Genomic DNA, 19,988 nt, shown 5'->3' on the forward strand with positions numbered 1-19,988 from the left:
ATGTGGGAGGGGCTTGCCCCCGATAGCGAACTTAAAGACTACGAATACCTAAGGGCATGCGCCGGCTCAATCTTCGCCGCCCGATACGCCGGGTAAATCGTCGCCAGGAAGCTCAACACAAACCCGGCCGTACAAATCAGCACCACATCTCCACCTTGCAATTCCGAAGGCAGGTTGCTGACGAAGTACACGTCCGAACTGAAGATATGCTGCCCGCTCACCCGCTCCAGCCAGCCCACCAGTTCACTCACGTTCAGCGCGGCAATCACGCCCAGCACGCCGCCGATCAGGGTGCCGACAATGCCGATCACCGTGCCCTGGACCATGAAGATCGCCATGATCTGCCGTGGCGTGGCGCCGATGGTACGCAGGATCGCGATGTCCGCGCCCTTGTCGTTCACCACCATGATCAGCGTGGCGATGATGTTGAACGCCGCGACGGCGACGATCATCAGCAACAACAGGCCGATCATGGTCTTTTCCATCTTCATCGCGCTGAACAGGCTGCCCTGGGTGTGAGTCCAGTCATCGGGCTTGTAGCCGCTGCCCAGGCTGGCGGCGATATCTGCCGAGACCTTGGGCGCTGCGTACAGGTCTTTCAACGCCAGGCGCACGCTCTGCACCTGGTTCGGCTGCCAATGCTGTATCTCGGCGGCGTCAGCCATGTGGATCAGGGCCATGGAGCCATCCAGCTCGGCGCCGACCTTGAAGATACCCACTACGTTCAGACGCTGCATGCGCGGGGTGATCCCCCCCGGCGCGCTGCTGATTTCCGGGACGATCAGGGTCAGTTTGTCACCCACATTCAGGCGAAAACGCCGGGCAGTGATTTCGCCGACCACCACGCCGAACTCGCCAGGCTTCAGGTCTTCCAGTTTGCCCTGCACGATATGCTGGGCCACGATCGACACCTTGCCTTCCTGGGCCGGGTCGACGCCGCTGATCTCGATCGGCTGCATCGCGCCCTTGTAGGAAAACATGCCGTCCATCTGCGTGAACGGTACGGCGGCAGTCACTTGCGGATTCTTCATCGCCGCAGCGGCCACCGGCTGCCAATCATCGATCGGGTTCACCCCGACGATGGTGGCGTGGGGCACCATGCCAAGGATGCGCGAGCTCATTTCGCGCTGGAAGCCGTTCATCACCGACAGCACCACGATCATCGCCAGCACGCCCAGGGCGAGGCCGATCATCGAGGTCATCGAGATAAACGAAACAAAACGGTTGCGGCGCTTGGCGCGGGTATAGCGCGTGCCGATGAAAATCGATAACGGTCTGAACATTCGCGGGCACCGTTGGAAAAATAGAAAACCCGGCGTCAGGCACCGGGCTTGAAACAGGTCAGATGGCGACCAGATGACCTTCCTGCAGATGCAGTACGCGGTCCATCTGGCGGGCCATGCTCATGTCATGGGTCACCACCAGGAACGCGGTGCGCATCTGGGTGCTCAGTTCCAGCATCAAGTCCTTGATGCCCTGGGCGGTGTGAGAGTCGAGGTTGCCGGTGGGCTCGTCGAGCATCACCAGCCCCGGGTTGTTCACCAGGGCACGGGCAATCGCCACACGCTGGCGCTCACCGCCGGACAGTTCGGCCGGTTTGTGCTCCAGGCGATGGCCGAGGCCGACGCGCTCGAGCAACGCCTTGGCACGCTGACGCGCTTCCGGGATCGCGGTCTTGCCGATCAACAGCGGCATGCACACGTTTTCCAGGGCGGTGAATTCCGGCAACAGGTGGTGGAACTGGTACACAAAGCCCAACGAGCGGTTGCGCAACTGGCCACGGGCCTTTTCATTCAAGGCCGACAGTTCTTCACCGGCCAGCCATACACTGCCCTGGGACGGCGTATCAAGGCCGCCCAACAGGTTGAGCAAGGTACTTTTGCCGGAACCGGAACTGCCGACGATCGCCACGCGCTCGCCGGGATGAAGTTCCAGTTGCAGGTTGGACAGCACCACAACCGACTCCGGGCCTTCCTCGTAGGATTTGCCCAGGTTGCGGCAGCTCAGGATTGCTTTTTCACTCATGCCCGATTCACTCATAACGTAAGGCCTGTGCTGGCTGGGTACGTGCCGCGCGCCAGGCTGGATACAGGGTGGCAAGGAAACTCAGGACCAACGCGGCGCCGCCCACCATCAGCACGTCCTGGGCTTGCACCTGGGACGGCAGGTAATCGATGAAGTAGACGTCGGCGTTGAGGAACTTGTGGCCGATCACCTTTTCAAGCAAGGCGATGGCGGCACTGACGTTCAGCGCGGCCAAAATGCCTACCGCGGTACCGATCAAGGTGCCGACCACGCCAATCACGGTGCCCTGCACCATGAAGATCGCCATGATCTGCCCCGGCGTGGCGCCCAGGGTGCGCAGGATGGCAATGTCGCCCTTCTTGTCATTCACCACCATCACCAGCGTGGAGATGATGTTGAAGGCGGCAACGGCGACGATCAGCAGCAACAGCAGGCCGATCATGGCTTTTTCCATGCGGATGGCTTGGTACAGGTTGCCGTGGGTGCGGGTCCAGTCGCGGGCGTAGTACTGGCTTTCACCCAGGTGCTGGGCGATTTCCCAGGCGCCGCGCGGGGCATCGAACAGGTCGTTGAACTTCAGGCGCAGGCCCTGCACCTGGTCCGGCTGCCAGCGATGCAGGCGGGCCAGGTCGGTGAGGTTGGTCAGGCCGAGGTAGCCGTCGATCTCGCCGGCGCCAACGTGAAAGGTACCGACCACGGTAAAGCGCTTCATGCGCGGGAACATGCCGGCCGGCGTCACGGTGACTTCCGGGGCGACGAAGGTCAGCTTGTCGCCGATGCCCACGCCGAGTTTGGCCGCTGCCTTGTCACCGATGACAATGCCAAAACTGCCGGGGGCCAGATCGTCGAGTTTGCCCTGCAACATGAACTTATCGATGATCGAGACGTTGCGTTCCTGGGCCGGGTCGATGGCATTGAGCAGGATTTTCTGCACCTTGCCGTCATTGGTCAGCAGCCCCTGCATCTGGGTAAACGGCGCGACGGCCACTACCTTGGGGTTCTGCTTGACCTTGGCGGCCAGGCTTTGCCAGTCGCTGATGGGCGCATCGCCCTCGATGGTCGCGTGGGGCACCATGCCCAGCACGCGGGTGCGCATCTCATGATCGAAGCCGTTCATCACCGACAGCACTACGATCATCACGACCACGCCAAGGGCGAGACCGATCATCGAGGTCAAGGAAATGAACGACACAAAATGATTGCGACGCTTTGCACGGGTATAACGCGTGCCAATAAATACGAAGAGAGGTCTGAACATGTCGGGGCTTGTTCGGAGGAAAAGAAGACGTCCCGGTGGCGGGGTCTGGTAAGCAGCTTTACACTCAGACCATTACCGTTACCTGGGGTTCGCCATGTCGACATTAGATGAAGAAGAGCGCCGCGAATACTACCGTATCGACGACATGATCGCACTCCAAATCAAAAGCCTGTCTGCCCCCGAAGCGGCGAGCAAGGAAGTGTTGCTGGATGATTCACCGCTGTTCAATCTGCTCAGTGAACTGCACCTGAGCGAATTTGAAGCCCAGCACCTGCTGCGCCAGCTCAGCGAGAAGGATCGCACCCTCGTCGCCTTTCTCCGCGTGCAGAACAAACGCTTGGATTTGCTCAGCCAAATCATGGCCCGCGGCCTGCTGGATGAGGTCGGCGCCCCGCAGCCAGTGATCATTTCCGAGGGCGGCATCGATTTCCAACACCCCTCCCCCCTGACGGTGGGTGCGAACCTGGCGGTCAAGCTGGTGCTGATGCCCCAGGCGCTCGGCCTGCTGCTGCGCGCGCGGGTCACCCATTGCGATCCCAAGGGCACAGGCTTTGACATCGGCACGGAATTCGCAGCCATGACCGATGCCCAACGCCAGCTGCTGGCACGCTACATCCTGCAGAAACAGGCGCAGGAACGGCGCCTGGCGCGGGAACAGAGCGACGCCCAGGACACCTGAATTCGTATTTACCCCGCCAGACAACCTGGCGTAAAGGAGCAACTGTGACCCTGATCTACGGCCACCGCGGTGCCAAAGGCGAAGCACCGGAAAACACTCTGACCAGCTTTCAGGAGTGCCTCAAGCACGGTGTACGCCGCTGCGAACTGGATTTGCACCTGTCCATGGACGGCGAGCTGATGGTCATCCACGACCCGACCCTCAAGCGCACCGCCGACCGACGCGGCAAAGTCGTCGAGTATTCGGCAGCAGACCTGGTCAAGATGGACGCGCGCAAAGGCGGCCCAGGCTGGGTCAAGCCTTGCCCGATTCCGCGCCTGGAAGAGCTGTTCGAACAGTGCGACTTCGATCACTGGCAACTGGAAGTCAAAAGCGCCTCGCGCACCCGCGCCGCGACCACCGTGCTGGCCATCCGTGAGATGGCCGTGCGTTTCGGCCTGATGGACAAGGTCACCGTGACCTCAAGCTCGCGGGAAGTGTTGAAAGCAGCGGTTGAACTCACCCCCGACCTGTCACGCGGACTGGTCGCCGAATATGCCTGGCTCGACCCGTTGAAGGTCGCGCAAAACTACGGCTGTGAGTTTCTGGCATTGAACTGGACGTTGTGCACCCCCGAGCGTCTGGAAAAAGCCCAGCGCCAGGGCCTGCACGTGTCCGTGTGGACGGTCAACGAACCTGCGCTGATGCGCAGGCTCGCCGACTTCGGCGTAGATAGCCTGATTACAGACTTTCCCGGTTTGGCCACTGCCACCCTCGAGAATTACTGAAATCGGTCTCCCCGGCCGGCTCAGGCCACCGGCCGGAGCCGCTCAAAAAAGCCGGTTGAGGCCGTCGTAGGCCGCTACCCGATAGGCTTCCGCCATGGTCGGGTAGTTGAACGTGGTGTTCACAAAATACTTGAGGGTATTTTGCTCACCCGGCTGGTTCATGATCGCCTGGCCGATGTGCACGATCTCAGAGGCCTGGTAGCCGAAGCAATGCACGCCGAGGACTTCCAGGGTTTCGCGGTGGAACAGGATCTTGAGCATGCCTTGCGGCTCACCGGCGATCTGCGCACGCGCCATGCTCTTGAAGAACGCCTTACCCACTTCGTAAGGCACCTTGGCCTTGGTCAGTTCGTGCTCGTTCTTGCCGATCGAGCTGATCTCGGGAATCGTGTAGATCCCGGTGGGCACGTCGTTCACATAACGCCAGCTGCCGTTGTCGACGATGCTGCCGGCCGCCGAACGGCCCTGGTCATGCGCCGCACTGGCCAGGCTTGGCCAGCCGATCACGTCACCGGCACCGTAGATGTTGGTCACGCAGGTGCGGTAGTTCTCGTCGACTTCGATCTGGCCACGGTTGTTGACCTTGACCCCGATGTTTTCCATGCCCAGCTTGTCGGTGTTGCCGGTACGGCCGTTGCACCACAACAAGGCGTCAGCCTTGATCTTCTTGCCGGACTTGAGGTGCAGGATCACGCCGTTGTCCAGGCCTTCAACCCGCTCGTACTCTTCGTTGTGACGCACGGTGATGTTGTTGTTGCTGAAGTGGTAACTCAACGCCTGGGAAATTTCCGAGTCGAGGAAGCTCAGCAACTGGTCGCGGTTGTCCACCAGTTCCACCAGTACACCCAGGCCGCTGAAGATCGAGGCGTATTCACAGCCGATCACACCGGCGCCGTAGATGATCAGTTTGCGCGGGGTATGACCCAGGCTGAGGATGGTGTCGCTATCGTAGATACGCGGGTGGTGGAAATCGATATCCGCCGGGCGATATGGGCGCGAACCGGTGGCGATGATGATGTGCTTGGCCACCAGCGTCTCGACCACGCCGTTGGCGCACACCACTTCGACGGTTTGCTCGTCGGCGAAGCTGCCGGTGCCGAAGAACAGGTCGACACGGTTACGGGCGTAGTACCCGGTACGCGAAGCGACTTGCTTGGAGATGACCTTCTCGGCGCTTTTCAGCACGTCCGGGAACGAGAACCAGCGCGGCTCACCAATCGCCCGGAACATCGGGTTGGTGTTGAACTGCATGATCTGGCGCACCGAGTGACGCAAAGCCTTGGACGGGATGGTACCCAGGTGGGTGCAGTTACCGCCGACCTGGCGACGGCTATCGACCATCGCCACCTTGCGCCCTGCCTTCGCGGCGTTCATCGCCGCACCTTCTCCAGCCGGGCCGGAACCCAGTACCACCACGTCGTAGTTGTAGACAGCCATGCGTACTCCTCAGAACAGGCCAGGCGCACGGTTGGGCGCCTGGCTAAATCATGCCGCGGCCAGCGGTCATGAAGGACAATTTGGCTCAAGTGTGTGAGCCGGGGCACAGTCTATATAAGGCTCAACGCCGCGCACATTAACCCTTGGTCGCGTCGTAGGCCAGTTTTGCCATACTACATGACGCAAATCAGCGCCGATTTCAGGATGAGCCATTATGCGACAACTATTTTTTTGTTTGATGCTGATGGTGTCGATCACAGCGCACGCCAATGAAGCGGAGCGACTCAAGCAAGCGGGCTTCCCGGCGCAGGTTGAGGGACTGACGCTGAAAAACCAGGCGGTGTTCAACTATCTCTGGGCGGATGTTTACGCCGCCGGACTGTATGCCTCTGCGGATGTGAGCGCCAGACAGGCCTGGGCACAACAAAAGGATCTGCGCCTGGTGCTGTATTACTTTCGCAACATCGACCGCAAGGATGTGATCAAGGCTGCCACGGCGACGTTGGAGCGCCAGCAAACCAGTGCTCGATTGAAGCCCGAGCTGGATCAGCTGCATGCGCGCTTTCGCAATATCCGTAACGGGGATCGTTATGCCCTGGATTTTCGGCCAGGTCGTGGCCTGAATTTGGAGATCAATGGGCAGGTGGTGTTCAGCAGCAGCAATGACGCGCTGGCAAGGGCCTACCTGGGCATCTGGCTGGCGCCCAAGGGTTTGTCTGATGAGTTGCGCGGCAAACTGCTGAAATGAAAATGGCCCACCAGTGAGGCATGCATCCACTGAACGACCGCTATCGGGGACAGGCCCCTCCCACCTTTCGACGTGTGAATACATTCAAATGTGGGAGGGAGCTTGCTCCCGATGAGGCCCTGATCGACAACACAAAACCTGCAGCCATAAAAAAGCCCCGAACCAGTCGGGGCTTTTTCATTCAACGCAGATGCTTAGCGCGGAAACGCTGGCGGGTTAACCCCAGCCATGTCTTCCATCACGCGAACCACCTGGCAGCTATAGCCGAACTCGTTGTCGTACCAGACGTACAGTACAACGCGGTTGTCCTGGGTAATGGTCGCTTCCGCGTCCACCACACCGGCGTGGCGCGAGCCAACGAAGTCGGTGGACACCACTTCCTGGGAATTGACGAAGTCGATTTGCTTATGCAGATCGGAGTGCAGCGCCATGTAGCGCAGGTACTCGTTCATCTCTTCACGGGTAGCGGCTTTCTCAAGGTTCAGGTTGAGAATGGCCATCGACACGTTCGGCGTCGGCACACGGATCGCGTTACCGGTCAGCTTGCCGGCCAGCTCAGGCAGGGCCTTGGCAGCGGCGGTGGCAGCACCGGTCTCGGTGATGACCATGTTCAGCGCGGCGCTGCGGCCACGGCGATCGCCCTTGTGGAAGTTGTCGATCAGGTTCTGGTCGTTGGTGTACGAGTGAACGGTTTCAACGTGGCCGTTAACGATGCCGAACTTGTCATTCACAGCCTTGAGCACCGGCACGATGGCGTTGGTGGTGCAGGAAGCGGCGGACACGATCTTGTCGTCAGCGGTAATTTCGCCGTGGTTGATGCCGTGCACGATGTTCTTGAGCTTGCCTTTGCCAGGCGCGGTCAGCACGACGCGATCGATACCCGGGCACGTCAGGTGCTGGCCCAGGCCTTCGGCATCACGCCATACACCGGTGTTGTCCACCAGCAGGGCGTCCTTGATGCCGTACTGGGTGTAATCCACCTCGGTCGGGTTCTTCGCGTAGATCACCTGGATCAGGTTACCGTTGGCGGTGATGGTGTTGTTTTCTTCGTCGATGGTGATGGTGCCGTTGAACGAACCGTGTACCGAATCGCGGCGCAGCAGGCTGGCGCGTTTGGTCAGGTCGTTCTCGGCGCCTTTGCGCACCACGATGGCACGCAGGCGCAGGCCGTCGCCGCCACCGGTTTTTTCGATCAGGATGCGCGCCAGCAGGCGGCCGATACGACCGAAGCCGTACAGGACAACGTCGGTGCCTTTGCGGGCAGCGGCGTTTTGCTGGCCAACCACATCGGCCATTTCTTCACGCACGAACTGCTCGGCGGTACGGCCGGCACCTTCCTTGCGGAATTTGTAGGCCAGCTTGCCCAGGTCTACCGAAGCCGCGCCGAGCTTGAGCTCGCTCATGGCCTTGAGCAGGGGGAATGTTTCGTGGACGGAGAGTTCGCTGTCGTCGGCAGAACGATGGCGAGCAAAGCGATGCGCCTTGAGAATCGCGATGACTGATTGGTTGATCAGGCTGCGGCCATAGATCGAGCTCACCACATTGTTATTGCGGTACAGCTGACCGATAAGCGGGATCATCGCTTCTGCGAGTGCTTCACGGTCGATCCATTCACCAAGACACTGGTCGGGCTTCTGAGTCACGGGAACCTTCCACATGTAGGGGCTGAAAAAAGGGGCTACATTATGTCGTCCGACCGCCCGTTGAGCAATGCGCCAACCCCAACAAAAAGCCCTTGCAAAAAAATACCACCCCGCTAGAGGCCAGGAAACACGCGGGTTTCAGAAGGCCACCAATGGCACAGCGCCGCCAACTTGTCCGTAACTCTCCGAAACATCCGTGCAAAACGGCACTACATAATGAGTCAAAAGCCCCCTTTGTTTGTCTTAGCCACTACATTTCCTACAAACCGTAATAGGCTCAGTCAGCAACTGACAGGCGGCACCTCGGGCCGTTACAATTACCGACTTTGTCGCAACGCTTGGAGCTCAACCTTCCGTGCCCGTTCTGCGTCTACCGCTTCTCCCTGCCGCGGCAGGTAAACAGCACTGGGGCAACCTGCCCGGTGCAGCCCTGAGCCTGGCCATTGCCGAGGCTGCCAGCGCAGCCAAGCGCTTTACCCTGCTGCTCACCGCCGACAGCCAAAGCGCCGAACGGTTGGAGCAGGAGCTGAGCTTCTTCGCCCCCGATTTGCCGGTGCTGCATTTTCCCGACTGGGAAACCCTGCCCTACGACCTGTTCTCGCCGCACCAGGACATCATCTCCCAGCGTATCGCCAGCCTGTACCGCCTGCCGGAACTGGCCCACGGCGTGTTGGTGGTGCCGATCACCACCGCCCTGCACCGCCTGGCGCCGACCAAGTTCCTGCTGGGCAGCAGCCTGGTGCTGGATATCGGCCAGAAGCTCGACGTGGAACAGATGCGCACGCGCCTGGAAGCCAGCGGCTACCGCTGCGTCGACACGGTGTATGAGCACGGTGAATTCGCCGTGCGTGGTGCATTGATCGACCTGTTCCCGATGGGCAGCAAGTTGCCGTACCGCATCGACCTGTTCGATGACGAAATCGAGACCCTGCGCACCTTCGATCCGGAAAACCAGCGGTCCATCGACAAGGTCGAGTCGATCAAACTGTTGCCGGCGCGGGAATTCCCGCTGCAAAAGGACGCAGTCACGCGCTTCAAGGCACGCTTCCGGGAACGCTTCGATGTGGACTTCCGCCGCTGCCCGATCTTCCAGGACTTGAGCAGCGGGATTACCCCGGCGGGCATCGAGTACTACCTGCCGCTGTTCTTCGACGAAACCTCGACCCTGTTCGACTACCTGCCCCAGGACACCCAAGTGTTCTCGCTGCCGGGCATCGAGCAAGCCGCAGAAAACTTCTGGAACGACGTGCGCAACCGCTATGAAGAGCGCCGCGTCGATCCCTCCCGTCCTCTATTGCCGCCCGCCGAGCTGTTCCTGCCGGTGGAAGACTGCTTCGCCCGCCTGAAAAACTGGCCGCGCGTGGTCGCCAGCCAGCAGGATGTGGACGCCGGCAGCGGCCGCGAACGTTTCCCTGCGGCGACGCTGCCGGACCTGGCAATCCAGGCCAAAGCCACGCAACCACTGGAAGCACTCTCGAACTTCCTCGGCGACTTCCCCGGCCGCGTGCTGTTCACCGCCGAGTCCGCCGGGCGCCGTGAAGTGCTGCTGGAACTGCTGGAACGCCTGAAGCTGCGGCCGAAAACCGTCGACAGCTGGCCGGATTTTGTCGCCAGCAAAGAGCGCCTGGCGATCACCATCGCACCATTGGACGAGGGCCTGCTGCTGGATGACCCGGCCTTGGCGCTGATCGCCGAGAGCCCGCTGTTCGGCCAGCGCGTGATGCAACGTCGTCGCCGTGAAAAACGCGCCGACGCCAACAACGACGCGGTGATCAAAAACCTCACGGAACTGCGCGAAGGCGCGCCGGTGGTGCATATCGACCACGGCGTCGGCCGCTACCTCGGCCTGCAGACCCTGGAGATCGACAACCAGGCCGCCGAATTCCTCACCATGGAATACGCCGAGGGCGCCAAGCTCTACGTGCCAGTGGCGAACCTGCACTTGATCGCCCGCTACACCGGCAGCGACGACGCCCTGGCGCCGCTGCACCGCCTGGGTTCCGAGACCTGGCAGAAAGCCAAGCGCAAGGCCGCCGAACAGGTGCGCGATGTCGCCGCCGAACTGCTCGACATCTATGCCCGTCGTGCGGCGCGCGAAGGGTATGCTTTCGCCGACCCAAAAGCCGACTATGCCACCTTCAGCGCCGGCTTCGCCTTCGAAGAAACCCCGGACCAGCAAACCACCATCGAAGCGGTGCGCGCCGACATGCTCGCGCCCAAGCCGATGGACCGCCTGGTCTGCGGCGACGTGGGCTTCGGCAAGACCGAAGTGGCCATGCGCGCCGCCTTCATTGCGGTACACGGCGGCAAGCAAGTGGCGATCCTGGTGCCGACCACCCTGCTCGCCCAGCAACACTACAACAGCTTCCGCGACCGCTTCGCCGACTGGCCGGTGACCGTGGAAGTGATGAGCCGCTTCAAGTCCGCCAAGGAAGTGAATGCCGCCGTCGCCGACCTTGCCGAAGGCAAGATCGACATCGTGATCGGTACGCACAAGCTGCTGTCGGACGATGTAAAGATCAAGAACCTGGGCCTGGTGATCATCGACGAAGAACACCGCTTCGGCGTGCGTCAAAAAGAACAGCTCAAGGCCCTGCGCAGTGAAGTCGACATCCTCACCCTCACCGCCACGCCGATTCCGCGCACGCTGAACATGGCCGTGTCGGGCATGCGCGACCTGTCGATCATCGCCACGCCACCGGCACGGCGCCTGTCGGTGCGCACTTTCGTCATGGAGCAGAACAAAAGCACGGTCAAGGAAGCGCTGCTGCGGGAACTGCTGCGCGGCGGCCAGGTGTACTACCTGCACAACGACGTAAAAACCATCGAGAAATGCGCCGCCGACCTTGCCGAACTGGTGCCGGAAGCACGCATCGCCATCGGCCATGGGCAGATGCGCGAACGCGATCTCGAACAGGTGATGAGCGACTTCTACCACAAGCGCTTCAACGTGCTGATCGCCTCGACCATCATCGAGACCGGCATCGACGTGCCGAGTGCCAACACCATCATCATCGAACGGGCGGACAAGTTCGGCCTGGCCCAACTGCACCAGCTGCGCGGCCGGGTTGGGCGCAGTCACCACCAGGCGTATGCCTACCTGCTGACGCCGCCCCGCCAACAGATCACCGGGGACGCCGAAAAGCGCCTGGAAGCGATCGCCAACACCCAGGACCTGGGCGCCGGTTTTGTCCTGGCCACCAATGACCTGGAAATCCGCGGCGCAGGCGAACTGCTGGGCGATGGCCAGAGCGGGCAGATCCAGGCAGTCGGCTTCACCTTGTATATGGAGATGCTTGAACGCGCGGTGAAAGCCATCCGCAAGGGCGAGCAGCCGAACCTCGATCAACCCCTGGGCGGCGGCCCGGAAATCAACCTGCGCTTGCCGGCGTTGATCCCCGAAGACTACCTGCCGGATGTGCATGCACGGCTGATCCTGTACAAGCGCATCGCCTCGGCCACCGACGAAGAAGGCCTCAAGGACCTGCAGGTGGAGATGATCGACCGCTTCGGCCTGCTGCCCGAACCGACCAAGAACCTGGTGCGCCTGACCCTGCTCAAATTGCAGGCCGAGCAGCTTGGGATCAAGAAAGTCGACGCCGGGCCCCAGGGCGGGCGTATCGAGTTCGAAGCGCAGACACCGGTGGACCCACTGGTGCTGATCAAGTTGATCCAGGGCCAGCCCAACCGCTACAAGTTCGAAGGGGCTACGCTGTTCAAGTTCATGGTGCCGATGGAACGTGCCGAAGAACGCTTTAATACATTGGAGGCGCTGTTCGAGCGCCTCATCCCGAAATCTGTTTGAAGGACGCCCCAATGCGCCTGTTCCGCATTCTGAGCCTGTTATTGGTGGTATTCGCGCCTTCGGCATTTGCCGACAGTCCGTACCAGGTGGAAATGATCCTGATACGCCAGAACGCGGAGCCGGCGCTCAACAGCCGCGCTGCGCCGGAAAACTGGGATGAAGGCGCGCAGCGGTTGGGCGACAGACTGAGCCCGCCGCGCTTGAACAATATCGTCGACAAACTCAACGCCGATAACAGCTTCACCGTGCTGGCGCACAAGGCCTGGGAACAGAACCTCGGCGAGCAGCCGGTCAAAATCGCGATCACCGACGGCCAGGAGCAGTTCGGCCAGTTCCCCATCGAGGGGGTGTTGAGCCTGCAACTGGGGCGTTTCACGGATATCGATGCGGACTTTTGGCTCAACACGTTCGACAGCAACGGCAGCGTGGTGGCCAGCGAACACCTGAGCCAGAAAGACGTGCGCACCAAGAACAACCAGCTCAACTACCTGGACGGCGGCCACCTGGCACTGTTGATCAAGATCACTTCGCTGACCGCCAAGCCACCCAGCGCCCCCCCGCCCGACATTCAGGACTGATCCAGCGCCATGCCCCTGACGTCGTCGCTGACCAAACCCCTGGCCCCTTCGTGGGCCAATCGCTTCAAAGAGCAAAGCCTGGAGCGCGGGCGACGCTACGCCCTGGAAAACCGTGTGCGCATCGTCGAGTCCGGCGACAGCACCATCATCGCCAGTTGCGAAGGCTCGGGGGGCAACGTTTACCGGCAGACCATCTCATTGCGCGAATCGGCCAAGGGCGCGCTGATCCTGGTGGACAGCCGCTGTACCTGCCCGGTGCACACCAACTGCAAACACATCGCGGCGGTGCTGCTCAAGGTCCAGGAAACCCTGGCCTACCCGGCAGCCGCCCAGGATGCCGAGTTGCTGGAAAAGCTCCAGGCCGTGCTGGATAACCGCGTAGTGTTGCCGCAGGTGGTGATGGAAGACGTCGTGCCCGTGCCGCGCCTGTGGCTGGCCAGCGTCGAGTTCAGCGCGTTTGAACCGCGCAACGGCAAGATGCAGCGCTATATCCAGCATCGTGCGGCGCTGTCGTTCAACTATTTGGGCAACTATGTCAGCGGGCAAAAGAACGCCGACATCATCGTGCGCCAGGAAACCCAGAGCCTGCGCATCAAGCGCCACCCTGAGCTGGAGCAACCCTATCGCGAGCAACTGCGCGTGCTCGGTTTCAAGATCGCCACGCGCCAGAGCAAGGCATTGCCGGAAAGCGCCGGCGAACTGTTCGAGATGGTCAATGACAGCGCCTGGCTGAACTTCACCCTCAATGCATCGCCGACCCTGCGAGCAGAAGGTTGGGAGCTGCAGATCGATGAAGACTTCGGTTTTGACCTGAGCGCCGTCGACGACTGGTACGCCACCGTCGATGAAGGCCCGGAGCGCGACTGGTTCGACCTGGAGCTGGGGATTATCGTCAACGGTGAGCGCCTGAGCCTGCTGCCGATCCTGCTCAACCTGATGCGCTCCCACACCGAGATCCTCAACCCGGAGAAAGTTGCCCGGCGCCGCGACGACGAACTAATCCTGGTGAATATCCCCGGGCTGCCCAATGGCGGTCACGGCCCGCTGCAAGTAGCCTTGCCCTATGGCCGATTAAAACCGGTGCTGGCGACCCTCGGTGAGTTTTACCTGCAGGAACCCGGCACCACCGCGCTGCGCCTGGCCAAGGCCGATGCGATTCGCCTCAACCCGCTGGAAGACCTGCCCCTGCAATGGGAGGGCGGCGAGAAGATCCGCAACTTTGCCCAGCGCCTGCGGGATATCAAGGACTTCACCTGCGTGGCACCCGAAGGCCTGAACGCGACGTTGCGGCCTTATCAGTTGGAAGGCTTGAGTTGGATGCAGTCGCTGCGCCAACTGGAGGTGGGTGGGATTCTTGCGGATGACATGGGCCTGGGCAAAACCCTACAGACCTTGGCGCATATCCTCAGTGAAAAGATCGCCGGGCGCCTGGACCGGCCGTGCATGGTGGTGATGCCCACCAGCCTGATCCCCAACTGGCTCGACGAAGCGGCGCACTTCACCCCGCAACTCAAGGTCCTGGCGCTGTACGGTGCCACGCGCAAAAAACACTTCGCCAGCCTGCAAGACTACGACCTGCTGTTGACCACCTACGCGCTGCTGCCCAAGGACATCGAACAACTGGCCGCCCTACCCTTGCATGTGCTGATCCTCGATGAAGCCCAGTACATCAAGAACCCTTCCAGCAAGGCTGCCCAAGCCGCGCGCGAGCTGAATGCCCGGCAGCGCCTGTGCCTGAGCGGCACACCGCTGGAAAACCACCTGGGCGAGTTATGGTCGCTGTTCCACTTCCTGCTGCCGGGCTGGCTGGGTGACGTCAAAAGCTTTAACCGCGACTACCGCGTTCCCATCGAAAAACGCGCCAGCGAGGTACGACTGCAGCACCTCAATGGTCGGATCAAACCCTTCCTGCTGCGCCGTACCAAGGAACAGGTGGCCACGGAATTGCCGCCCAAGACCGAGATCATTCACTGGGTCGACCTCAATGAAGCCCAGCGCGATGTGTACGAGACCATGCGCCTGGCCATGGATAAGAAGGTCCGTGACGAAATCACCCTCAAAGGCGTAGCGCGCAGCCAGATCATCATTCTTGAAGCGCTGCTCAAGCTACGCCAAGTGTGCTGCGACCTGCGCCTGGTCAACGACGCCACCCTGCCCGCCCGTGGCAGCACCTCGGGCAAGCTCGACAGCCTGATGGAAATGCTCGAAGAGCTGTTTGAGGAAGGTCGTCGGATCCTGCTGTTTTCCCAGTTCACCTCGATGTTGAGCCTGATCGAAGCCGAGCTTAAAAAACGCGGTGTCGCCTACGCCCTGCTGACGGGCCAGACCCGCGATCGGCGCACCCCCGTGAAGGATTTCCAGAGCGGCAAGTTGCAGATTTTTCTGATCAGCCTGAAGGCAGGCGGTGTGGGCCTGAACCTGACCGAAGCTGACACCGTGATTCACTACGACCCTTGGTGGAACCCGGCCACCGAAAACCAGGCCACCGACCGTGCGTACCGCATCGGCCAGGAGAAGCCGGTGTTCGTGTACAAGATGATCGCGCGGGGCACGGTGGAGGAGAAAATCCAGCACTTGCAGAAGGAAAAATCCGACCTGGCGGCGGGCGTGCTGGATGGACGTACGACGGGGGATTGGCAACTGGGCAACGACGATATCGAGGCGTTGTTTGCGCCGCTGCCTAATAAGCAGGAAAAGCGCTGAAAAACATACCTGACGCGCCCCCATAGATACCGTCTTATCCAACACCGCGCAAATCCGTAGCATCAGTCGATGAGTTGAGCGGCTCTCAGAGCAGCCAGGGCCGTCAACCAACGTGGATCTTGCTTGTAGTCCGTCGAAGCAATCGCCTGGCCGCGCATACGTGCAATTCTTGCCGACGGCGTAACCTTCATCCGCTGGGCCGCACTGAGTGCCAGTTCAGCCGCCGCACGGTCGTTGCACACCAGCCCCATGTCGCAACCGGCAGTCAGCGCCGCCTCGATCCGACTGGCCGCGTCGCCGACCACATGGGCACCGGCCATCGACAGGTCATCGCTGAAAATCACCCCATCGAACTGCAACTCGCCGCGCAGGATGTCCTGCAACCAGCGGCGTGAGAAGCCGGCGGGCTGCACATCCACCTGCGGGTAGATAACATGCGCTGGCATCACTGCCGCCAACTGCTTGCTCAGGCGTGCGAAAGGCACCAGGTCATTGGCCCGAATCTGTTCCAGGCTGCGTTCGTCATTGGGAATCGCGACGTGGGAATCGGCCTCGGCCCAGCCATGGCCCGGGAAGTGTTTACCGGTGGCAGCCATGCCGGCGCTGTTCATGCCACGGATAAAGGCACCGGCCAGCACGGCGGCGCGCTCGGGATCGCCTTCGAAGGAACGGGTGCCGACCACGGCGCTGCGCTGGTAGTCCAGGTCCAGCACCGGGGCGAAACTCAGGTCCAGGCCGACCGCCAGTACTTCAGTGGCCATAATCCAGCCGCATTGCTCGGCCAGGTACTCGGCGTTGGGGTTGTCCGCCAACGCGCGCATGGCCGGCAGGCGCACAAAGCCCTGGCGCAGGCGCTGGACACGACCGCCTTCCTGGTCGACCGCCAGCAGCAGGTCCGGGCGCACCGCACGAATCGCCGCGCTCAATTCCCGCACCTGGCGTGGATGCTCGATATTGCGTGCAAAAATGATCAGGCCACCGACTTCAGGCTGGCGCAACAGGTGACGATCCTCGGCCGTCAGCCAAGTGCCAGCCACGTCGACCATCAAAGAACCTTGCAGGGCAGCAGTCATAAACCTTCCTTAAATAACGCACACAACCCGCTGCCCTCACCAGGCGCAGTGAGAACAACAGGTTGCGAGTAAATAGCTGAATTCGGCATGGGCGGCTAGCTTAGCGGATGCAAGCGGTCGCGCACACCCGGAGCGGTCAAACCTTGGCGGGAGCTGGCGCGGATTTGCTGCGTGGGCGCAATTGGGCGGCCGCCATGGCCGAGTCGGTCACGCCGGTTTCAGCACGCATTCCGGCGGCAAGGAACGGCACCATCAGGCGCATGACCTGCTCAATGGAGGTATTCACGCCGAAATCGGTCTCGGCAATCGCACGCAACGCCTTGATCCCGGACATGCTGAATGCGGCCGCACCGAGCATGAAGTGCACGCGCCAGAACAATTCGATAGGCGGAATACGCGGGGCAGCTTCGTTCACCAGCAACATATAGCGGCGGAAGACCTTGCCGTACATGTCTTCCAGGTAACGGCGCAAGTGGCCCTGGCTCTGGCTGAATGCCAGGCCCAACAGACGCATGAAGATCGACAGATCGTTGCCGCTGCGCGGTTGAACCACCAGCGCTTGCTCCACGAGCATTTCCAGCAGGTCTTCCAGGGTGGGCTTGTGGTCGGCCTTGGCCTGGCGGCGCTCGAGTTCACGGTCGAGGCTCGCACAGAACGGCCCCAGGAAGCGCGAGAACACCGCCTGGATCAGGGCCTTTTTCGAGCCGAAATGGTAGTTCACTGCGGCGAGATTGACCCCGGCTTTGCTGGTGATCAGCCGCAATGAAGTTTCAGCAAATCCTTTTTCCGCGAACAATTGCTCAGCAGCATCGAGAATGCGTTCAACGGTTTCCGACTGGGCCATGGATACTCCGCCTGACAAACACTTGTTTGAAACATACGTTTCAGGGTGTGTCTTGTCAAGCCTGCAAGTTCGCTTTCCGGCCGGGCAGTCATCTATTTCATCGCTATTTAATCACAGACTCCCAGGTCTGTAGGCAGTGCCATCTCTGCCTTGTAGGACAGCTAACGAATGACCGTCCGGCGGCGTCGTAGAAAAGGATGATTGCCAAGCGCAGTTCACTGTATATAATCCCAGTCACTGTATAAAAAGACAGAGCGATCAACATGCTAAAACTGACGCCACGCCAAGCTGAGATTCTGGCTTTTATCAAGCGCTGCCTCGATGACAACGGCTATCCGCCGACGCGAGCGGAAATAGCGCTGGAACTGGGATTCAAGTCCCCCAACGCCGCCGAAGAACACCTCAAGGCCCTCGCTCGCAAAGGCGCGATCGAGATGACCCCGGGTGCTTCGCGGGGCATCCGTATCCCTGGCTTTGAAGCCAAGGCCGACGAATCGACACTGCCAATCATCGGTCGCGTAGCCGCCGGTGCGCCGATCCTGGCGCAGCAGCACGTCGAGGAGTCCTGCAACATCAACCCGACCTTCTTCCATCCGCGTGCCGACTACCTGTTGCGGGTACATGGCATGAGCATGAAGGACGTGGGCATTTTCGATGGCGACCTGCTGGCCGTCCATACTACCCGCGAAGCCCGTAATGGCCAGATCGTCGTCGCCCGTATCGGCGATGAAGTCACCGTCAAACGCTTCAAGCGCGAAGGCAGCAAGGTCTGGCTCCTGGCCGAGAACCCTGAGTTCGCCCCGATTGAAGTGAACCTGAAAGATCAGGACCTGGTGATCGAAGGCCTGAGCGTCGGCGTCATTCGCCGCTAAAGGAGGCATCATGCAGCTCGTGCACACACCCCAACACACACAACTGTCGCTGTTCGAGGCCTTTATGGCCCAACCCCTTGCGCCCATCCTCAAGGAAACGGTCGAGGCGCCCTGGAGCGCCGAACCTGAGGCGTTCAGTGAACTGTCGTTGCGCGGTGCGGCCGGGAGCTGCCTGAGTCTGCTGGCGCCGATCCTTCGCGACCTGAGCGAAGAACAGGATGCACGCTGGTTGACGCTGATCGCCCCGCCCGCCAGCCTGACCCAGGCTTGGCTGCGGGACGCAGGCCTTAACCGCGAGCGCATCCTGTTGCTGCAGCCACGTGGCACGCAAAGCGCTCAGCAACTGACCTGTGAAGCGTTGCGCCTGGGCCGTAGCCACACCGTGGTCAGCTGGCTCAACCCGCTGAATGCCACTGCCAAGGCACAGCTGATCAGCGCTGCACGTACAGGCGATGCGCAGAGCTTGAATATTCGATTGGGGTAATTCGGTGCGCCGCAGGCTATCCCTTTAGAGGGGGCCTGTTGTGGTGAGCGGGCTTGCCACAACAGCGAACCCACTTGCCAAACTCAGTGAAGAACGCGCGGGCCGTCTTCTTTCTCCGGTTCGCCTTCTGCCAGGCGACCTGCCATCTGCACACCAACGCTCAACATGGCTTTTGCCACTTCCACGTGCTGGCCCTGCAGGAACACCTTGGCGTCCTCGGAAAAATCCAGAATAACCAGAGAACCTTCGTCCTCAGCCCGGCGCAGCTCGATTCGGCCGTCAGGCAACTCAACAATTTCCAGAAAGGACGTCGGCATAAAAGTCTGTTCTCCACGAAAGGCCGGGATTATATCAGTCATCCTCCCGGCTTCGTTGAGGATCTGAAGAGGTTTCTTTACGGCTTGATGAACGGTGCCGTGAATCCGACCAACGTTCAGCACTCGTTCAAACCTTCACGAAAGCGCAACGCCATCTTTTTCAGCTCCTGACGCCAGCCTTCCAGCTCCTCCCGGCTCAGGGGCTTGGGTTCTTCCTCTTCCAGCGCTACCGCTACGATCAATGGTTGAGTGACGTCGCCCTTAGGTACATGGGGAATGCGTGGCGGCTGGAACATGTCCGCATGGGCCTTGAGCAGACGCGCGACCCAGCTGTCGGGGCTCTGGGTCATTTCCACCAGCTCAGCCAGCTCAGGGATCGCCATGCTTTCCAGCACTTCACGGCTCATGATCATTTCCGCACGGGGCGAACCGGCCTGAGGCAAGCGGTAGAACCCGGCGATCTCATGGCACAAGCCCAGTAACGCACCATACAAGTGGAACAATGCCGCTTCACGCCCGGCCTGAACCAGCGCAATCGCGTTCATCTCCTTCCCTTCCTCGGCACGGCCAAGGGCTTCCAGGGACAAACCCGCGAAGTAAATTTTCTGGTTGGTACGGGTATAGAGTTCGTTGGCCATAACGGCAATCTCCACAACGAATAAGCGTGATGCTGGCTGAACAGTGTCACGGATCAGCCGAGCCTACTGCAAGTGCAATAAACCGCTGCTTATGCGGGTCAAAACTCGACTTTCAGA

The 19,988-nt window shown here is 60.8% G+C and carries 17 protein-coding genes; 8 read left to right on the plus strand and 9 right to left on the minus strand.

From position 1 onward, the window contains the following. Positions 1–38 precede the first annotated feature (38 nt). Genes HDC32_RS12355 through HDC32_RS12365 form a run of 3 tightly spaced genes read right to left on the minus strand, consistent with a single transcriptional unit; the run spans position 39 to position 3,283 of the window. A complete protein-coding gene (locus HDC32_RS12355; RefSeq protein ID WP_184744240.1) occupies positions 39–1,283 on the minus strand; it encodes a lipoprotein-releasing ABC transporter permease subunit in 1,245 nt (414 codons plus the stop codon). A 58-nt stretch (positions 1,284–1,341) separates the two neighbouring features. Next, positions 1,342–2,025, minus strand: coding sequence for a lipoprotein-releasing ABC transporter ATP-binding protein LolD (gene lolD, locus HDC32_RS12360; protein ID WP_024074097.1), 684 nt, complete (start codon positions 2,023–2,025; stop codon positions 1,342–1,344). Between the two features lie 7 nt (positions 2,026–2,032). Further along, the gene (locus HDC32_RS12365) at positions 2,033–3,283 is read right to left on the minus strand and encodes a lipoprotein-releasing ABC transporter permease subunit (protein WP_027604228.1); all 1,251 of its coding nucleotides are present in this window, start codon (positions 3,281–3,283) and stop codon (positions 2,033–2,035) included. A gap of 94 nt (positions 3,284–3,377) precedes the next feature. Here HDC32_RS12365 and HDC32_RS12370 point away from each other — a divergent pair, with 94 nt between their 5' ends. Both HDC32_RS12370 and HDC32_RS12375 read left to right on the plus strand, forming a co-directional pair. Continuing rightward, positions 3,378–3,962, plus strand: coding sequence for a PilZ domain-containing protein (locus HDC32_RS12370; protein ID WP_131698949.1), 585 nt, complete (start codon positions 3,378–3,380; stop codon positions 3,960–3,962). A 44-nt stretch (positions 3,963–4,006) separates the two neighbouring features. Continuing rightward, positions 4,007–4,729, plus strand: a complete 723-nt coding sequence (locus HDC32_RS12375) for a glycerophosphodiester phosphodiesterase (RefSeq protein WP_053136538.1) — start codon at positions 4,007–4,009, stop codon at positions 4,727–4,729. Between the two features lie 42 nt (positions 4,730–4,771). Here the strand turns inward: HDC32_RS12375 and sthA are convergent, their stop codons facing one another. Then, entirely contained in the window at positions 4,772–6,166 is a 1,395-nt protein-coding gene (sthA, locus tag HDC32_RS12380; protein ID WP_090407744.1) for a Si-specific NAD(P)(+) transhydrogenase, read from the minus strand. Between the two features lie 214 nt (positions 6,167–6,380). Here sthA and HDC32_RS12385 point away from each other — a divergent pair, with 214 nt between their 5' ends. After that, positions 6,381–6,914 carry a chalcone isomerase family protein gene (locus HDC32_RS12385; RefSeq protein ID WP_167656115.1) on the plus strand — a complete coding sequence of 178 codons (534 nt, stop codon included), beginning with the start codon at positions 6,381–6,383 and terminating at the stop codon, positions 6,912–6,914. A gap of 194 nt (positions 6,915–7,108) precedes the next feature. Here HDC32_RS12385 and HDC32_RS12390 read toward each other — a convergent pair whose 3' ends face one another. Further along, positions 7,109–8,572, minus strand: a complete 1,464-nt coding sequence (locus HDC32_RS12390; protein ID WP_131698946.1) for a glyceraldehyde-3-phosphate dehydrogenase — start codon at positions 8,570–8,572, stop codon at positions 7,109–7,111. Positions 8,573–8,912: 340 nt separating this feature from the next. Here HDC32_RS12390 and mfd point away from each other — a divergent pair, with 340 nt between their 5' ends. From mfd to HDC32_RS12405, 3 genes are read left to right on the plus strand one after another with little or no spacing between them, the layout of a single operon-like run. Beyond that, positions 8,913–12,362, plus strand: coding sequence for a transcription-repair coupling factor (gene mfd, locus HDC32_RS12395; protein ID WP_145334841.1), 3,450 nt, complete (start codon positions 8,913–8,915; stop codon positions 12,360–12,362). Between the two features lie 11 nt (positions 12,363–12,373). Further along, positions 12,374–12,940 (plus strand): CsiV family protein, encoded by a 567-nt coding sequence (locus HDC32_RS12400; RefSeq protein ID WP_145334843.1) that lies wholly within the window; start codon positions 12,374–12,376, stop codon positions 12,938–12,940. A 9-nt stretch (positions 12,941–12,949) separates the two neighbouring features. Next, positions 12,950–15,643: a DEAD/DEAH box helicase gene (locus HDC32_RS12405; protein WP_184744242.1), complete on the plus strand. Its 2,694-nt coding sequence runs from the start codon at positions 12,950–12,952 to the stop codon at positions 15,641–15,643. Between the two features lie 62 nt (positions 15,644–15,705). On the opposite strand, the gene nagZ is transcribed toward HDC32_RS12405, so the two are convergent. Together nagZ and HDC32_RS12415 are read right to left on the minus strand one after the other, a co-directional pair. Next, positions 15,706–16,716, minus strand: a complete 1,011-nt coding sequence (gene nagZ, locus HDC32_RS12410) for a beta-N-acetylhexosaminidase (protein ID WP_184744243.1) — start codon at positions 16,714–16,716, stop codon at positions 15,706–15,708. 136 nt (positions 16,717–16,852) lie between these two features. Continuing rightward, the gene (locus HDC32_RS12415; protein WP_131698942.1) at positions 16,853–17,560 is read right to left on the minus strand and encodes a TetR/AcrR family transcriptional regulator; all 708 of its coding nucleotides are present in this window, start codon (positions 17,558–17,560) and stop codon (positions 16,853–16,855) included. 263 nt (positions 17,561–17,823) lie between these two features. On the opposite strand from HDC32_RS12415, the gene lexA reads away from it, so the two are divergent. Both lexA and sulA read left to right on the plus strand, forming a co-directional pair. Further along, entirely contained in the window at positions 17,824–18,432 is a 609-nt protein-coding gene (gene lexA / locus HDC32_RS12420) for a transcriptional repressor LexA (protein ID WP_003172575.1), read from the plus strand. A gap of 10 nt (positions 18,433–18,442) precedes the next feature. Continuing rightward, a complete protein-coding gene (gene sulA / locus HDC32_RS12425; RefSeq protein ID WP_131698941.1) occupies positions 18,443–18,916 on the plus strand; it encodes an SOS-induced cell division inhibitor SulA in 474 nt (157 codons plus the stop codon). Between the two features lie 83 nt (positions 18,917–18,999). On the opposite strand, the gene HDC32_RS12430 is transcribed toward sulA, so the two are convergent. Together HDC32_RS12430 and HDC32_RS12435 are read right to left on the minus strand one after the other, a co-directional pair. Further along, complete coding sequence (locus HDC32_RS12430; protein ID WP_010212068.1) at positions 19,000–19,233, minus strand: hypothetical protein; 234 nt, start codon at positions 19,231–19,233, stop codon at positions 19,000–19,002. A 116-nt stretch (positions 19,234–19,349) separates the two neighbouring features. Then, complete coding sequence (locus HDC32_RS12435; protein ID WP_131698940.1) at positions 19,350–19,871, minus strand: DUF6586 family protein; 522 nt, start codon at positions 19,869–19,871, stop codon at positions 19,350–19,352. Between the last annotated feature and the right edge of the window lie 117 nt (positions 19,872–19,988).

The sequence above is a fragment of the Pseudomonas sp. JAI120 genome, from assembly GCF_014207255.1.
Classification (GTDB): Bacteria; Pseudomonadota; Gammaproteobacteria; order Pseudomonadales; family Pseudomonadaceae; genus Aquipseudomonas.

What these genes read in the sequence shown, in the direction of transcription:
- HDC32_RS12355 (WP_184744240.1), bottom strand. Translation starts at nt 1,283, where the DNA reads ATGTTCAGACCGTTATCGATTTTCATCGGCACGCGCTATACCCGCGCC.
- lolD (WP_024074097.1), bottom strand. Translation starts at nt 2,025, where the DNA reads ATGAGTGAAAAAGCAATCCTGAGCTGCCGCAACCTGGGCAAATCCTAC.
- HDC32_RS12365 (WP_027604228.1), bottom strand. Translation starts at nt 3,283, where the DNA reads ATGTTCAGACCTCTCTTCGTATTTATTGGCACGCGTTATACCCGTGCA.
- HDC32_RS12370 (WP_131698949.1), top strand. Translation starts at nt 3,378, where the DNA reads ATGTCGACATTAGATGAAGAAGAGCGCCGCGAATACTACCGTATCGAC.
- sthA (WP_090407744.1), bottom strand. Translation starts at nt 6,166, where the DNA reads ATGGCTGTCTACAACTACGACGTGGTGGTACTGGGTTCCGGCCCGGCT.
- HDC32_RS12385 (WP_167656115.1), top strand. Translation starts at nt 6,381, where the DNA reads ATGCGACAACTATTTTTTTGTTTGATGCTGATGGTGTCGATCACAGCG.
- HDC32_RS12390 (WP_131698946.1), bottom strand. Translation starts at nt 8,572, where the DNA reads ATGTGGAAGGTTCCCGTGACTCAGAAGCCCGACCAGTGTCTTGGTGAA.
- HDC32_RS12400 (WP_145334843.1), top strand. Translation starts at nt 12,374, where the DNA reads ATGCGCCTGTTCCGCATTCTGAGCCTGTTATTGGTGGTATTCGCGCCT.
- HDC32_RS12405 (WP_184744242.1), top strand. Translation starts at nt 12,950, where the DNA reads ATGCCCCTGACGTCGTCGCTGACCAAACCCCTGGCCCCTTCGTGGGCC.
- nagZ (WP_184744243.1), bottom strand. Translation starts at nt 16,716, where the DNA reads ATGACTGCTGCCCTGCAAGGTTCTTTGATGGTCGACGTGGCTGGCACT.
- HDC32_RS12415 (WP_131698942.1), bottom strand. Translation starts at nt 17,560, where the DNA reads ATGGCCCAGTCGGAAACCGTTGAACGCATTCTCGATGCTGCTGAGCAA.
- lexA (WP_003172575.1), top strand. Translation starts at nt 17,824, where the DNA reads ATGCTAAAACTGACGCCACGCCAAGCTGAGATTCTGGCTTTTATCAAG.
- sulA (WP_131698941.1), top strand. Translation starts at nt 18,443, where the DNA reads ATGCAGCTCGTGCACACACCCCAACACACACAACTGTCGCTGTTCGAG.
- HDC32_RS12430 (WP_010212068.1), bottom strand. Translation starts at nt 19,233, where the DNA reads ATGCCGACGTCCTTTCTGGAAATTGTTGAGTTGCCTGACGGCCGAATC.
- HDC32_RS12435 (WP_131698940.1), bottom strand. Translation starts at nt 19,871, where the DNA reads ATGGCCAACGAACTCTATACCCGTACCAACCAGAAAATTTACTTCGCG.